Annotated in this window: 11 protein-coding genes and 1 tRNA gene; 2 read left to right on the top strand and 10 right to left on the bottom strand. The window is 57.1% G+C overall.

All coding sequences use genetic code 11. From position 1 onward, the window contains the following. The first annotated feature begins 2 nt into the window (after positions 1-2). Both BH714_RS01355 and BH714_RS01350 read left to right on the top strand, forming a co-directional pair. Positions 3-1439: an MFS transporter gene (locus tag BH714_RS01355; protein ID WP_032681520.1), complete on the top strand. Its 1437-nt coding sequence runs from the start codon at positions 3-5 to the stop codon at positions 1437-1439. A gap of 66 nt (positions 1440-1505) precedes the next feature. Then, a complete protein-coding gene (locus tag BH714_RS01350; RefSeq protein WP_014168964.1) occupies positions 1506-2750 on the top strand; it encodes a mechanosensitive ion channel family protein in 1245 nt (414 codons plus the stop codon). Here the strand turns inward: BH714_RS01350 and BH714_RS01345 are convergent, their stop codons facing one another. The 10 genes from BH714_RS01345 to BH714_RS01300 form a co-directional block, all read right to left on the bottom strand. Continuing rightward, positions 2751-3722 carry a LacI family DNA-binding transcriptional regulator gene (locus tag BH714_RS01345; RefSeq protein WP_040016824.1) on the bottom strand — a complete coding sequence of 324 codons (972 nt, stop codon included), beginning with the start codon at positions 3720-3722 and terminating at the stop codon, positions 2751-2753. Positions 3723-3797: 75 nt separating this feature from the next. Continuing rightward, the gene (locus BH714_RS01340; protein ID WP_040016823.1) at positions 3798-4940 is read right to left on the bottom strand and encodes a Gfo/Idh/MocA family protein; all 1143 of its coding nucleotides are present in this window, start codon (positions 4938-4940) and stop codon (positions 3798-3800) included. Continuing rightward, positions 4933-5958, bottom strand: coding sequence for a sugar phosphate isomerase/epimerase family protein (locus BH714_RS01335; protein WP_040016821.1), 1026 nt, complete (start codon positions 5956-5958; stop codon positions 4933-4935). Before BH714_RS01335 ends, BH714_RS01340 begins: the two co-directional genes overlap by 8 nt. Before the next feature lie 15 nt (positions 5959-5973). Further along, positions 5974-7212, bottom strand: a complete 1239-nt coding sequence (locus BH714_RS01330) for an MFS transporter (RefSeq protein ID WP_040016820.1) — start codon at positions 7210-7212, stop codon at positions 5974-5976. A 184-nt stretch (positions 7213-7396) separates the two neighbouring features. Continuing rightward, complete coding sequence (gene pheP, locus BH714_RS01325) at positions 7397-8785, bottom strand: phenylalanine transporter (protein ID WP_020885145.1); 1389 nt, start codon at positions 8783-8785, stop codon at positions 7397-7399. 102 nt (positions 8786-8887) lie between these two features. Beyond that, entirely contained in the window at positions 8888-11071 is a 2184-nt protein-coding gene (locus BH714_RS01320; protein ID WP_040016818.1) for a TonB-dependent receptor, read from the bottom strand. A gap of 217 nt (positions 11072-11288) precedes the next feature. Beyond that, positions 11289-12329, bottom strand: a complete 1041-nt coding sequence (locus BH714_RS01315; RefSeq protein WP_025204783.1) for an ABC transporter ATP-binding protein — start codon at positions 12327-12329, stop codon at positions 11289-11291. 1 nt (position 12330) lies between these two features. Next, entirely contained in the window at positions 12331-13905 is a 1575-nt protein-coding gene (locus tag BH714_RS01310; RefSeq protein ID WP_014168956.1) for an ABC transporter permease, read from the bottom strand. A gap of 24 nt (positions 13906-13929) precedes the next feature. Next, positions 13930-14946, bottom strand: a complete 1017-nt coding sequence (locus tag BH714_RS01305) for an iron ABC transporter substrate-binding protein (protein ID WP_020885149.1) — start codon at positions 14944-14946, stop codon at positions 13930-13932. Between the two features lie 329 nt (positions 14947-15275). Continuing rightward, positions 15276-15352, bottom strand: a tRNA-Arg gene (locus tag BH714_RS01300). Positions 15353-15502 lie beyond the last annotated feature (150 nt).

The following is a 15502-nucleotide window of genomic DNA, read 5'->3' as shown; positions in this document are numbered from 1 at the left end:
CCATGAATACGTCAGTCGTTTCACCGGGCCGCGCAGGCCTGATATTGCTGTTAACCGGCCAGATGCTGCCGCTGATTGATACCTCAATCACCAACGTGGCGCTGGATGCTATCACCCACTCGTTGCACGCTACGGCCACCGAGCTGGAATTAATTGTTGCCCTCTACGGTGTGGCCTTTGCCGTCTGCCTTGCCCTCGGCAGCAAGCTGGGGGATAACCTTGGCCGCCGTCGTCTTTTCATGTGGGGCGTGGCGAGCTTTGGCCTGGCCTCGCTGCTGTGCGGAATGGCAGGCAACATTGAACAACTGCTGGGCGCCCGTATTCTTCAGGGGGCTGGCGCGGCGCTGATCATGCCGCAAATTCTCGCCACCCTGCACGTAACGCTGAAAGGCACGGCCCACGCGAAGGCCATCAGCCTCTTTGGCGGCATCGGCGGCATCGCGTTTATCGTCGGCCAGATGGGCGGAGGCTGGCTGGTATCGGCGGACATTGCCGGCCTCGGCTGGCGTAACGCCTTCTTTATCAACGTGCCAATTTGTCTGGTGGTGCTGGCCATGAGCCGCCGCTACGTGCCGGAAACCCGCCGTGACACGCCATCAAGCATTGACTGGACGGGCACCGTCCTGCTGGCGATCATCCTCTGCTGCCTGCTGTTCCCGATGGCGCTTGGCCCGCAGTGGCACTGGTCCTGGCCGCTCAAGGTCGCGCTTATCGCCATTATTCCGCTTGCCGGGTTGATGGCCCTCAACGCCCGCAAAAAAGAGCGGGACGATGCGCATCCGCTGATCCCGCCGCGCCTGCTGCAGTTGCGCAGTATCCGTTTTGGCGTGCTGATTGCGTTGCTCTTTTTTAGCGTCTGGTCCGGCTTTATGTTCTGCATGGCGTTAACCATGCAAACCGGTCTGGGGATGGCGCCGTGGCAGTCTGGCAACAGTTTTATCGCCCTGGGTGTCACCTACTTTATTTCAGCGTGGTTTGCCCCGCGTCTGATTGCCCGCTACAGCACCAGTACCATTCTGCTCACCGGTCTGGCGATCCAGATAGCGGGCCTGCTGGCGCTGATTGTCACCTTCCGCCTCTGGGGAATGCACAATACCGCGCTGACGCTGGCACCCGCGACCGGGCTGGTCGGCTACGGTCAGGCGCTGATCGTGAACAGTTTTTATCGTATTGGCATGCGCGATATTCAGCCTGATGACGCCGGGGCGGCGAGCGCCATTTTGAGCACGCTGCAGCAGGCGGCGCTTGGACTCGGCCCGGCCATCTTTGGCGCGATTTTGCTGCACGGTCTGCAAAATCATCACGGAGATTACACCCAGGCGATCACCCTCTTCCTCGCGGTGGAAACTGGCCTGATGGTGATCCTCGCGCTGGCGACGCTGCGGGTTCGCCATCGGCTGTGCCTGCCAGTGGTGACGACCTGCCACGCCGTCAAATAACCCTGACGAATTTGCATAATAGATCCGCAGCCGCCATTATGGGGCTGCATCAATACAGGAGACGTTATGCAGGAATTAATTGCTCAGGTTGAAGAGTTAGGCATTGAAATTAATCACACCACCTCTTTAGTGATTATCTTTGGTATTATTTTTCTTACCGCACTCATCGTTCATTTTATTCTGCACAAAGTGGTCCTGCGGGCCTTTGAGAAGCGCGCGCAGGCCAGCAGCCATTTATGGTTGCAAATCATTACCCAGAACAAGTTATTTCACCGTGTCGCCTTTACCCTGCAGGGGATTATTGTCAACGTTCAGGCGGTACTGTGGCTGCAAAAAGGCAGCGAAGCCGCGGAAATGCTCACCACCTGCGCAAAGTTGTGGGTGATGGTGTATGCCCTGCTCTCGTTCTTCTCGCTGCTGGACGTCATTTTCAATCTTTCGCAAAAGATGGCGACAGCCTCGCAGCTCCCGCTGAAGGGCATCTTCCAGGGGATAAAACTGGTGAGCGCTATTCTGGTGGGGATTTTAATTATCTCGCTGCTGATTGGTCAGTCGCCAGCCATTCTGATTAGCGGCCTGGGCGCCATGGCTGCGGTGTTAATGCTGGTGTTTAAAGACCCGATCCTCGGGCTTGTCGCCGGGATCCAGCTCTCCGCCAATGACATGCTTAAACTCGGTGACTGGCTGGAGATGCCAAAATACGGAGCCAACGGCACGGTCACGGACATTGGCCTGACCACCGTCAAGGTGCGCAACTTCGACAATACCATCACCACCATTCCGACCTGGGCGCTGGTCTCTGATGCCTTTATCAACTGGAGCGGCATGTCGGCCTCCGGCGGGAGACGCATCAAGCGTAGCCTGAATATAGACACCACCAGCATCCACTTCCTCGACGAGCAGGAGCAACAGCAGCTGATTCAGGCGAAGCTGCTTAAGCCGTACATGGCGGCGCGTCATGAAGAAATTTCGCTCTGGAATCAGGAAAACGGTGAAGGCGAATCGGTGCTGAACCTGCGCAAAATGACCAATATTGGAACCTTCCGCGCCTATTTAAATGAATATCTGCGTAATCACCCGCGGATCCGCAAAGATATGACGCTGATGGTTCGCCAGTTAGCGCCAGAAGCTAACGGGCTGCCAGTTGAAATATACGCGTTCACTAACACGGTCGTCTGGGCGGAATATGAGGCGATTCAGGCCGATATTTTCGACCATATATTCGCCGTGGTGGATGAATTTGGTCTGCGTATTCATCAGTCTCCGACCGGAAACGATATTCGCTCGCTGGCTGGCGTAATAGCGAAATAATCAGGCGCTGGCGCGGGAGATAAAGCGCCAGTCCATCATCACTCTTTCCGTGGGCGCATCCGGGTTATCGATTTTATTCAACAACAAATCGACCGCCTTGCGCCCAATATCCCGCGACGGCTGTTCGATGGTGGTGAGCGAAATCATCTCCGCCAGTTCCGTACCGTCAAACCCGACTACCGCAATGTCTTCCGGCACGCGTAATCCCGCCTGCTGGATCGCATGCAATGCGCCTGCCGCCAGGGTATCGGAAACGGCAAAGACCGCGTCCGGCGGGTTTTCCTTCAGCAGGTTTTGCATCGCCGCCATTCCGGCGCCGAAGCTGAGATCGCTGGCGTATTCCACCGCCTGGTAAGCCAGATCTTTCAGGTGGATAACGCTCTTATAGCCACGCTCGCGCAGGCGGGCATATTTATAACTCAGGTCGTGGTTAATCATCGCGATCCGCCCGCGCCCGCCGTCGGCAAGCTGGCTGACGGCATGCTGCGAGGCGTCCACATCGTTAATCCCGACGCAGGAGACCGCACCGGCATCGGCGTATTCGGCGCACTGCACCCACGGCGCAGTGCCAATCAGGGCGGCCAGCTCAGGAAGCTTTGAGAAGGCATCCATGGTGATAATGCCGTCGACAATTTTACCGGACAGCAAACTCAGCCCCGAACGCGAGCGTTCAATGTCAGAGCCGGAGTTGCACAGCAGAATGCGGTAGCCGTTCTTTTCGGCTTCCTCTTCAATGCCTTTCACCACTTCGGCGCAGAACGGGTTAGCGATGTTCGACACCATTACCAGAATCATATAGCTGCGGGCAGTCCGCAGCTGGCGCGCCAGCAGGTTGGGCTGGTAATTACTCTCTTTGATCGCCTGCAGGACGCGTTCGCGGTTTTTCGCTTTCACGGTATCGCTGTTGTTAAGCACGCGAGAGACCGTTGCCACGGACACCCCGGCAAGCTGAGCGATTTTCTGAATGGACATAGCGACGGCATTTCCTGCGGTTAACGTTTTATGCAGGCTACCATAAATTCGTTGCCCGGCGAACCGGGCAACACGTCAATACGCAACGCGCACCCAGCGCTGCTGCTGATGGCTTTTCACTATCGCATCAATGATATACATGACGTTCGCGCCGTCATGGAACGTCGCAAACAGCGGCTGTGCCGGCATCTCCCCCTGCATCACGGCGCGGTAAAACTGCGCCATCATATTTTTAAAGGCATCAGGCCAGCCTTCGATATGTCCGCCAGGAAAATGGGCGCTTTCGGCCACGTCACGGTTCATCAGGTTTGGATCGTCGGAGAGGGTCTGGTTTGCCTGCGCGCGATGGCCGATCCAGAGTTGCTGCGGCACCTCCTGATCCCACGCCACGGACCGTTCGCTGCCGTTAATTTCAAACGTCAGCCGATTTTTGCGCCCGGCGCTGACCTGCGAGACGTTAAAACTGCCTTTGCTGCCATCGTCGAAGCGCACCAGCACCGAGCCAAAATCTTCGGTGGTGACCGGTTTGTCTTCATCGTTCGCGCTGCGATCATCCGTGAAGGTCCGGTTTCCTGCCGCACTGGCCTTGCGCGTTGGCCAGACGATGGCGAGATCGGCCATCACGTCAGTGATCCGCCGCCCGGTCACAAACTGCACCGTGTCACACCAGTGGGAGCCAATATCCGCCACCGCGCGCGACGCACCGCCCAGCGCGGCATCCACCCGCCAGTTATAGTCGGTTTCCAGCAGCATCCAGTCCTGCAGATAGCTGCCATGCGTGGCAAACAGCCGACCGAGACTGCCCTCGCGCCTCATGCTGGCCGCCTGGCGCACCATCGCAAACTGGCGATAGACAAAGCTGACGCCGTGTACCACGCCCGCCTGCTCAGCCAGAGCCACCAGCTCGCGGGCCTCTTCCGGGGTCATACACAGCGGCTTTTCGGAAAAAACATGCTTACCCGCCCGCAAAATCTGGCGGTTAATCTCTGCGTGCAGATGGTTTGGCGTGCAGTTATGCACCACGTGCAGATCCGGATGGGCGAGCAGTGCCTCAACGTTCCCGTAAGCATGGGGCACATTCAGCTGGCGCGCCTTTTCCTGCGCTTGTGAAAGCGAGCTGTCGCACAGGGCGACCACCTGCACACTGCCGAGACGCCGCAGCGCCTCAATGTGCGCCGGGCCGATAAAGCCGCTGCCGACGATCCCGACGTTAATCATGGCTGCCTCCCGCGGCGAAATCGTCAAACGCGCGCCCGGATACCGGTATGATATGACGACGGATAAATTCGCTGCCTTCTCGGGCACCGGTATCGCCATCCTTAAGACAGCACTCCCACTCCAGCACTGCCCAGCCCTCGTAGTCGTACTGGGTCAGTTTGCTGAAAATACCGGTGAAGTCGATCTGCCCGTCGCCCGGCGACCGGAAGCGACCCGGACGATGAAGCCACGACTGGTAGCCACCGTATACGCCGCTGCGCCCGTTGGGACGAAACTCCGCATCTTTGACGTGAAACGCTTTAATGCGCGCATGGTAGAGATCGATAAACGTCAGGTAGTCCATCTGCTGAAGCAGCATATGGCTGGGATCGTAGAGAATATTGCAGCGCGGGTGGTTGTCCACAAGCGCCAGAAAACGCTCAAACGTCACGCCGTCATGCAGGTCTTCCCCCGGATGCAGCTCATAACAGACATCGACGCCGTACTCATCAAAAGTGTCCAGAATGGGCCGCCAGCGGGTTGCCAGCGTCTGGAAAGCGTCCTGAAAACGCTGCGCATTGTGCGGCGGCCACGGGTAGAAAAATGGCCACGCCAGCGATCCAGAAAAAGTGGCGTGCGCTGTCAGGCCTAATTTTTCGGAGGCCGCCGCCGCCTGATTCAGTTTGCTGGTCGCCCACGCCCGACGGGCCGCGTCGTTATCCCTCACGCCTGCCGGCGCGAAATGGTCAAACGCGTCGCCGTAGACCGGGTTCACCGCAATAAGCTGCCCTTCCAGATGGGTCGACAGCTCGCTGATCGCCAGCCCGTGCTCCGCCAGCGTGCCGGTAATGTCGTCACAGTAGGCCTGGCTCTCAGCCGCTTTCTCCACGTCAAAAATGTGCGGATGATTGCAGGGGATCTGCACGGCTTTGTAGCCCTTACCTGCTGCCCAGCCTGCCAGCCCATCCAGCGAGTTAAACGGCGCTTCTGCGCTGATAAACTGCGACAGGAAAATACCGGGTCCCTTAATCGTTCTCATACCACCTCCTGAACGTTACGCCTTGTCATCGTCATATTTGAACGTGAGAAGGAAAATCAGCGCAATCACCGCTGCCGCCACCGCCGGGATCCACCAGAAGGTGACCCACGCCTGCGGCACGGCCTGTCCCGCCACCAGACGGTTATACAGCGCGCCAGAAATCTGCGAACCAAGCAGCATGCCGATGCCATAGGTGAACATCACGATCATGCTCTGCGCCTGGCCTTTCACCTTTTCGCCCGCCACGCGGTCGGTATAGATAAAGCCCACCACAAAGAAGAAGTCATAGCACACACCGTGCAGCAGGATGCCGAGATAGAGCAGGAAACGTCCCTCCTCACTCACTCCCATGGCAAACATCGCGTAACGGACAAACCACGCCAGCATGCCGACCAGCAGCATAACTTTCACGCCCAGACGACGGAAAAGCAGCGGGATCACCAGCATGAAGACAATCTCTGACATCTGGCCGAACGACATCGCGGTGCTGACATCAGCAATCCCGGCATCCGCCAGATACGAGGCGGTGTAAGCGTAGTAGGTGCCAAGCGGCACGGAAATCAGCATTGCGCAGACGGAAAAGACCAGGAAGTGGCGGGTTTTCAGCAGGGCAAACGCATCAGCGCAGAACAGATCGCGAACCTGGACCGGCATCCCTTTTGCCGGGGCGGGCGTGTGCGGCAGCGTCAGGCTGTAAAGTGCCAGCAGCACGGAGCTCGCCGCCGCAACCTGGAAGATCGTGACGCTGGAGGCTACGCCGGTAACGCCGATAAAGATCCCCGCGACAATCCAGCCGATAGTGCCGAACACGCGCACCACCGGGAAGGTTTTATCGACGTTTGCCAGGCTGTGAAACGCGATGTTGTTCGTTAACGCCAGCGTCGGCATATAACAAAGCGTGTAGCCAAACAGCAGGCCGATCAGCAGCGCACCATTTTCAGCGATCAGCGCCCCCGGAACGAACCACAGGATAGCCGCGCCCGCCAGGTGCATTACCGCCATCACCTTCTGCGAGGCGAAGAAGCGATCCACCAGCATCCCGAGCACGAACGGCGACAAAATAGAGGCGATGGGCCCGGCGGAGAACGCATCACCAATCAGCAACGACATATTGTGCTGGGTCATCACCAGACCCAGCGTGACCGACCAGCTACCCCAGATAAAAAACTGCAGAAACATCATCAGCGACAGACGCGGAACCAGCAGCCGGTGCTGCGCTATCACCTTTCCACTACTTTCAGTTGTTGACACCATAATGAGCCTCACCCTAGAAAAGTAATCGATTACAAATACCCTCAAATGAAAAGTAATCGATTACAAAATAAAGATCCTGTGGATCAGGAGAGATTTGGGAGAGGGGTCACGATAAAGAGGTTAATCGCGTTGGGATGAGAAACCGGATAGCTCGCCCTCTCCCACCGGGAGAGGACGGCATGCATTATTGCTTGCGGGAAAGTTTAAATGCCGCAAACAGGAAGATGACCCACACCGGGAGCAACATCGCGGAAAGCCGCATGTCGTCCATGGTGCACATCAGCACAAGGATCAACCCGAGGAAAGCGATGCAGAGATAGTTTCCTGCCGGATAAAGCAGCGCTTTAAACTGCGTCTCACGTCCCTTGCGACGCATCGCGGCACGAAAACGCAGGTGCGCCAGGCAGATCATGATCCAGTTCAGCAGCAGGGTGGCAACCACCAGCGCCATCAGCAGGCCAAACGCCTCTTTTGGCAGCAGGTAGTTGATCACCACCACCAAAGAGGTGATCGCACCGGACAACAGCAGAGAATTCACCGGCACGCCGCGACGGCTGACGCGGGTTAAGAACTTCGGCGCATTCCCCTGCACGGAGAGGCCAAACAGCATCCGGCTGTTGGAGTAGACGCCGCTGTTATAGACCGAAAGTGACGCCACCAGAATAACGAAGTTCAACGCTGAGGCCACCACATTGCTGTTGAGATCGTGGAAAATCATCACAAACGGACTGCTGTTTGATTTCACCTCAACCCAGGGATAGAGCGCGAGCAATACCACCAGCGAACCGATGTAGAACAGCAGAATACGGTACACCACCTGGTTGACCGCTTTCGGAATGCTTTTATGCGGGTCGCGCGCTTCAGCGGCAGTGATACCAATCAGCTCCAGCCCGCCGAAAGAGAACATGATCACCGCCAGCGAAAGGATAAGCCCCTTCCAGCCGGTCGCCAGGAACCCTCCGTGCTGCCACAGGTTGTCGATCGTGGCACGCTCACCGCCATGACCCGAGAACAGCAACCACAGGCCAAAACCAATCATGCCGATAATCGCCAGCACCTTGATGAGCGCAAACCAGAACTCGGTTTCACCGTACAAACGGACGTTCACAAGGTTGATGGCATTAATGATAATGAAGAAGGCCGCCGCCCAAATCCAGGTGGGCACATCCGGGAGCCAGTACTGCATGTAGATGCCAGCGGCGGTCAGCTCTGCCATCCCCACCAGCACAAACATCACCCAGTAGTTCCAGCCGGAGAGGAACCCCGCAAACGGCCCCCAGTATTTATACGCAAAGTGCGCGAACGAGCCTGACACAGGCTCTTCGACGACCATCTCGCCGAGCTGGCGCATGATCAGGAAAGCGATAATCCCGGCGAGGGCATAACCCAGCAATACCGCCGGCCCCGCCATCTGAATGGCCGGGCCGATGCCGAGAAACAGCCCGGTACCGATAGCCCCACCGAGGGCAATTAACTGTATATGTCGATTTTGCAAACCACGTTGCAGCGTCGGATTCTGTTCCGACGAAGCTTCAGCGCTACCGGTGCCTGAAGCGGATGACGCGTCTTTCACGCCCTACCCCTGTCTCTTTTTTAGAAGGGGCACGTTTTAACACTTCAGGCTGGTGGTAGCAAGGGAATGGGGCATCCCTGCCCCGGATAACGAGCGGCGTTCTCAGAATGCGTAGCCCACCGAGACTTTAAAGGTACGCGGTTCGCCCTGGGTGATGTAGGTACCTGAATCATCCACGCTGGACCAGTAGTTTTCATTGGTCACGTTGTCGATACCCGCACGCACCGTCATCTGATTTTGATTGTGGTTAACGGCGAAGCGATAACGCATACCCACATCCAGCGTGGTGTAGCTGTCCAGCTTTTTGGTGTTCGCCAGGTCCGCGTATTGCGTGCCGGAGTGGTTCACGCGCGCGGTAGCGGTCAGGCCATCAATCGGTTTGATGTCATACTCTGCGCCGAGAACGGCATAGAAATTCGGAACGCCAATCGCATCATTACCCTGGTTGAGGCCGTTGTTGGTTTTGGTCAGCTCCGCCTGCAGCCAGGTAGCGCTGGCGTTCAGACGGACGCCCAGCAGGGGCTCACCGAACACATTCAGCTCCACGCCGCGGTTACGCTGCTCGGCATCAAGACCATAATGACCGTTGCTGTTGAGGATCGCCGACGGCATTTTGATCTCAAATAGCGCAAGGGAGCCGCCCACGCGACCAAAATCCGCCTTCACGCCCACTTCGTTCTGCTTAGAGTGAACGATGCCGGTGCTCTGCCCGTAGTTGGTGGCGGTGTTGGGGGCTGCCTGACCCGGCTGCAGCGCTTCAGTGTGGTTAGCATACAGGGAGATCGCCTCCCACGGCTTGTAAACCACGCCGTAGGTAGGCATCCATCGGCTGCCGTCGAAGCCGTCTGCTTTATTTTCCTGCCCGGTAATTTTGTTGTATCCGCGAATGACCACCTTCTGATGACGCGCCCCGGCGGTAAACAGCAGTTTGTCGTCCAGCACGCCCAGCGTATCACTCAACAGCCAGCCCTGCGTCCGGGTACGCCCGCTGGTGAGCGGATCGCTGTATTTTCCGCCTAAGCCGTTGAAACTGGAGCTGTCCGGCATATCCACACCGGTATTGTGATAGATATTGGTGGTTGGGTTATCCGCCGCCGACGACATTTTCCAGCCGATTTTTTCGTTTTTGGTCATCGCGGAGTAACCGACGTTGACTTTATGCGTTACGAAGCCAGTAGCAAAGTTACCGCGAATACCCGCCATCCCGCTGACGGAATCGCTGATGCGGTTGGTATCAAGACGGCTGACCGTCGCCTTACCGCTTTTATCCAGCAGCTTCGGCGCGCTGTAAATCCCTTCTTCGTGAGCGTGCTGTGCGCCGAGGCCGGTATAGGCCGTCCAGTTATCGGTAATGTCGTACTCGCTGCGCCACATCCCGAATTCATTTTCGATGTTGCTGTAGGCCCATTTCTGCGAGAAGTTGCGATCGTTTTTCGGCGGTTCAGGCACGAAATCCACGGCGGATATATTGACGCTGGTTGGGCTGCCATGGAAGGTTTTCTTCTGATACCCCACATCCAGAGAGGTGCGGAAATTGTCGCCTTTGTAGTCGAGGCCGGTGGAGAGCAGCGTAGTGCGGCGGCGATCGTTGGGCACCCCGCTTTCCCCTTCGCGATGGACGAGGTTCACGCGCGCGCCAAACTGGTCGTTGTCGCCATAGCGACGGCCCGCATCCAGCGTAGTGCCAAACTGGGAATCGGAGGTGTAATCGACGCCCACTTTTGCCTGCGGCGTTTCATCCGCGTGTTTTGGCTCAAGGTTAATCATTCCCCCCACGCCTGAACTTGCCGCGCCGTTCATCAGGGCGTTTGCCCCTTTAAAAATCTCAATGCGGTCGACCATCTGCGCATCCACCACCTGACGCGGCAGAACGCCGGACAGGCCGCCGAAGGTCATATCATCTCCGTCAAACTTCAGGCCACGGATACGGAAGGTTTCGGCGCTGTTGCCGTAACCCTGAACGTACTGCACCCCCGCGTCGTTAGCGACCACATCAGCAATGGTTTTCGCCTGCTGATCTTCTACCAGCTTCGAGGTGTAGCTGATGATATTAAACGGCACGTCCATAGCGTTCTGCTGCCCCAGCATCCCCATGCGTCCGCCGTTCGCCACCTGCCCGTCAAGGAACGCCGGCACAAGCTGGTCGCCGCCGGGTTTAAAATCGCTGGCAGGCGCAGACTGGACAATCAGGGTGTCTTCTTTCTTTTCATCCGCCGCCAGGGCGGAGTGCGTGACCGCGCCAATGGCGAGAGCCAGCAGCGTTTTATGCCTTTTCGTGTTGTTCATAATTAACTCATTAAACGTGCGCGCAAAAAGGGCCCGTTGTCGGGCCTTAGAATGTAATCAAGTGCAATGCAAATGAGAACTATACGCATTACATGATTGTTGGCAAGCGTAAACGCACGTCACTGCGTGAGAAAATCGGTTAACAGGCGCGGGAAATCAGGAGGACATATGGACGGGATAGCGTGGCGCATAACCGCCCCGTTTCCGGGACGGTCTTTCAGGCGCGGCGGGAGAACGATAAAACGCGGGCGGTTCCCGCAACATCAATACGCACAGCCGTACCCGGATTCCAGCCAGGCTGGCTTACAGTCTTCAGAACAACAGGCTCCTGATGCCCGGCAAACGCCAGGGTGAGCGTGGACAAATGACCGGTAAAATCGACATCAATTATCGACACCGGGCTTTCATGCGGCGCGCACGCCGTCACGCGCAGTTGTTCAGGGCGCATCATGACGCGGCCCTGCCCGGTGGCATGCGTATTGTTGGTGGGTATCTCACCCAGCGCGCACACCGCATGGCCGGCGGTAAGCTGAGCGGGCAGGATCACCGCGTCGCCCAGAAACAGCGCGGTCTCTTCATCAACGGGCTGAGTGTAGACGTCATACGGGGTACCCACCTGGGTGAAGCGCCCGGAACGCATTACCGCCACCTGGGTGGCAAAAGATAACGCTTCGTTTTGATCGTGTGTCACCAGAATCGAGGCAACGCCCGCTTCCGCCAGCAGGTCAGCGGTCGCTTTGCGGGTCATGGCGCGAAGACCGGTATCGAGCGCCGAGAACGGCTCATCCAGCAGCATCAATGAAGGACGCTGAGCCAGCGCGCGGGCGAGCGCCACACGCTGCTGCTGTCCGCCAGAAATCTCATGCGGCCAGTGGGTCGCGAGCTGCCTGTCCAGCGACACCATCTCCATCAGCGCCTCTACGCGCTGGCGCTTTTCGTGGCGCGTGCCGTCCAGCCCCCAGGCAATGTTGTCTGCAACGCTGAGATGCGGGAATAACGCCCCCTCCTGGGGAACAAAGCCGATGCCGCGCAGATGGGCGGGAACGAAGCTGTTTTCGTCAAACAGCGTTCGGCCCTGCATCACTATCCGCCCGGCGTCCGGCGTTTCAAAGCCGGCAAGAATGCGCAGCAGCGTCGTTTTCCCTGACCCGGACGGCCCGACTATCGCCGTCCGGCTCCCCGGCGCAACGCTCAGGTTTAAGCTGTCGAGCACCTGCACACCGGAAAAGGATTTAGAAATGGACGTCAATTCAAGCATGTCATAGTCCTGCAATTTTTTTCGACTGCACGTAGAGGATGGCGGTCAGCGGGAGTGAAATCAGGATCATCAGCATCGCGTACGGCGCGGCGGCAACATAATCGATCTCACTGGTCAGCGCCCAGAAACCGGTGGAAAGCGTGCGTGTTCCCAGCGGGGAGAGCAGCAGCGTGGCGGTCAGTTCGTTGCTGACGCCGAGGAAAACAAGCGCAGCCCCCGCGGCGGCACCCGGCGCGGCCAGCCGCATGGTGACGCTCCACAGCGCCTTCGCAGGCGTGCTGCCAAGGCTACGCGCCACGTTTTCCAGCTCTACCGGCGCCTGTGCAATCCCGGCCCGCAGGTTGATGAGCGCGCGGGGCATAAACATCAGCAGATAGGCGAGGAACAATGTAATTTCCGTCTGATAAATGGGGCGGGCGTAATGAATCGTCACCGTTACCAGCGCGAGAGCGGTCACAATCCCCGGCAGCGAGCTGGTGATGTAGATACACCCTTCCAGCATCCGGAAGACGCGGTGCGGATAACGGATACCGAGCCACGCAATGGGGATCACGCAGGCCGTGGTCAGCAGTGCCCCACCCACGCCGAGCATGAGCGTCTGGCGCAGGGAGTGCCAGAGGTCCGCGCTCATCCAGTTCTCAATACCGCCCAGCCAGACCCAGCGACAGAGCACAATTAACGGTACGCCCAGCGCCAGCACGATCAGCGTGAGGAAAAACAGCTGGCCCAGCGTGGCCGCGACCGGCTTCAGCGGCCAGCGTTTCTGTTCACGTGCTGCCCCGCCGCCGATGCGCGCATAGCGTGCTTTTCCGCGCGTCACTCCTTCCAGCATTAAGATGGCCAGACAGCATAAGGCCAGCACGCCCGCCAGCATATTGGCTGCCGGGCCGCTGAAGGTAGACTGAAACTGGTCATAAATCGCGGTGGTGAACGTATCAAAGCGGATCATCACGTACAGGCCGTATTCTGCCAGCAGGTGCAGCGCGACCAGCAGCGCCCCGCCGCAGATAGCAAGCTTGAGCTGCGGCAGCACTACGCGGAAAAAGACCCGCCACGGCGGCGTGCCGAGCGACGCGGCCACATCTTCAAGCGTCGGGTCGAGGCGGCGCAGTACCGCGGCAACCGGCATGTAGATAAACGGGTAGTAGGCTAAAACAGAGAGGAATACTCCCGCGGAGAGACCGTGCAGGGAGGGGACGACGCTCACCCAGGCATAGCTTTGTACAAACGCGGGGATTGCCAGCGGGGCGACCGCCAGCGCAGACCATATTCCCCGCCCGGCCAGTCGGGTACGCTCCGTGAGCCAGGCTATCGCCACGCCGGTCACAATACAAAGCGGAACCGCTAAGGCCGTCAGCCACAGCGTGTTGCTGAGCAGCTCAGCAACACGCGGGCGGAACACCAGCGTCTTAATGGTCTCCCAGCCCGTCTCAATGCCAATGGCAATGATAAAACCCAGAGGCAGAAGCGCCATTAATGAAAATAAGACAGCTAACGCAACCATCGGCAGCGCAGGTCGCCTGCGGGCAGGCTCCTGCATCCTGTTTTTTCCGATGTCGAGACTCAGACCAGACATAAGGCGTTCACTTAACTCTCAGGATCACAGCAGGCCGGCTTGCGTCATCAGCTCGATAACTTTTTTGCTGTTAAGCGTTGAAGGTTCCACTTTCGGCGCATCCAGATCTTTCAGCGGAACCAGTTTCGGGTTAGAGGCCGCGTTCACGCCAACCGCATATTCAAACGCGTTGTTGGTGCGCAGGCTCTCCTGACCTTCTTTACCGGTGATCCACTTGATGAATGCCTGAGCCTGTTCTTTGTGTTTGCTGGACGCCAGTACGCCACCGCCGGAAAGGCTGACAAAGGCACCCGGATCCTGATGTTTGAAGTAGTAGAGTTGGGTGTTTTTGCTGTTTTCACCCGTTTTGGACTGATCGACAAAACGGTAGTAGTGATAAATCACACCGCCATCAATCTGGCCGGCGTTAACGGCTTTCATCACGGTGCTGTTACCTTTGTAGGCCACAAAATTGGTTTTCATCGCCTTCAGCCACTCAAGGGTAGCCTGCTCGCCTTTCAGGGCCAGCATCGCACTCACGATCGCCTGGAAATCCGCGCCTGACGGCGATGCCGCCCAGCGGCCTTTCCACTCAGGTTTCGCCAGATCCATCAGCGATGTTGGCAATTGCTGTTCGCTCAATTTTTCCGGGTTATAGACAAACACCGTGCTACGCGCAGCAATCCCGATCCAGCGGCCGTGCGCAGGACGAAATTCCGCAGGCACCTGCTTCAAGGTCTCTGCATCCAGTGGCGCGAACAGTTTGGCATTATCCACCAGAACCATTGAAGGCGAGTTTTCCGTCAGAAACACGTCTGCAGGTGATGCCGTGCCTTCCTGAACCAGCTGGTTACCCAGCTCGCTGTCATCGCCATTACGCAGCGTCACCTTAATACCCGTTTCTTTGGTAAAACCGTCAACCCACGCCTTCACCAGATTTTCATGCTGCGCGTTATAAACAACGATACCTTCGTTGTTATCAGCGGCAAATGCTTGTGTGGAAAGGAAAAGAGATGAAGACAACAAGGCAAGCGAGAAGCATGACAACAGGCGAGAATTCATGAACATATCCTTTATAGACCAGGGTGATTTACCACGCATAGCGTTGTGGGACAGGATTAAAGCACACAAAAACGCTAATGATAATTAGTATCAATCAAGTTTAGTCGTAAAAGTGTAAAATATTCTTATACAGTGGATAAATATGATAAAAATCCAGATTATAAAAATGGATTAAATAAAGATTAAGAAAACCTTAGGCTGGAAAAATAACAAATATTCATTAGCGTTCTATTTATTTCCCGATTATTTAATCGACAGAATGAGATCGGCATAAACGCGTATTTAGCGTAAAACGGGAGAGTGGAAGCAAAAAGGGTGAAGGCAGTAAATGGCACGCCCTGTAGGATTCGAACCTACGACCTACGGCTTAGAAGGCCGTTGCTCTATCCAACTGAGCTAAGGGCGCACTGAGAAGAGTGAACTTCGCGGTGGTGAAACGCCTGGAATTATACGGTCAATGACAGGTGAGTCAATGCCTTTTCGGCTTTCAGGGGCAATTACCGCTAGCCGATTGTAAATACGGCTGTTTTTTCAACATTCATCGCTTTTCCGTCGT

It is taken from the genome of Enterobacter ludwigii, assembly GCF_001750725.1.
GTDB lineage: Bacteria > Pseudomonadota > Gammaproteobacteria > Enterobacterales > Enterobacteriaceae > Enterobacter > Enterobacter ludwigii.
This window is presented reverse-complemented; position numbering and strand designations above follow the sequence as displayed.

Coding starts and splice junctions, on each gene's coding strand:
- BH714_RS01355 (WP_032681520.1), top strand. CDS start 3: ATGAATACGTCAGTCGTTTCACCGGGCCGCGCAGGCCTGATATTGCTG.
- BH714_RS01315 (WP_025204783.1), bottom strand. CDS start 12,329: ATGCTTGAATTGACGTCCATTTCTAAATCCTTTTCCGGTGTGCAGGTG.
- BH714_RS01310 (WP_014168956.1), bottom strand. CDS start 13,905: ATGTCTGGTCTGAGTCTCGACATCGGAAAAAACAGGATGCAGGAGCCT.
- BH714_RS01335 (WP_040016821.1), bottom strand. CDS start 5,958: ATGAGAACGATTAAGGGACCCGGTATTTTCCTGTCGCAGTTTATCAGC.
- BH714_RS01330 (WP_040016820.1), bottom strand. CDS start 7,212: ATGGTGTCAACAACTGAAAGTAGTGGAAAGGTGATAGCGCAGCACCGG.
- BH714_RS01350 (WP_014168964.1), top strand. CDS start 1,506: ATGCAGGAATTAATTGCTCAGGTTGAAGAGTTAGGCATTGAAATTAAT.
- BH714_RS01340 (WP_040016823.1), bottom strand. CDS start 4,940: ATGATTAACGTCGGGATCGTCGGCAGCGGCTTTATCGGCCCGGCGCAC.
- BH714_RS01320 (WP_040016818.1), bottom strand. CDS start 11,071: ATGAACAACACGAAAAGGCATAAAACGCTGCTGGCTCTCGCCATTGGC.
- BH714_RS01305 (WP_020885149.1), bottom strand. CDS start 14,946: ATGAATTCTCGCCTGTTGTCATGCTTCTCGCTTGCCTTGTTGTCTTCA.
- BH714_RS01345 (WP_040016824.1), bottom strand. CDS start 3,722: ATGTCCATTCAGAAAATCGCTCAGCTTGCCGGGGTGTCCGTGGCAACG.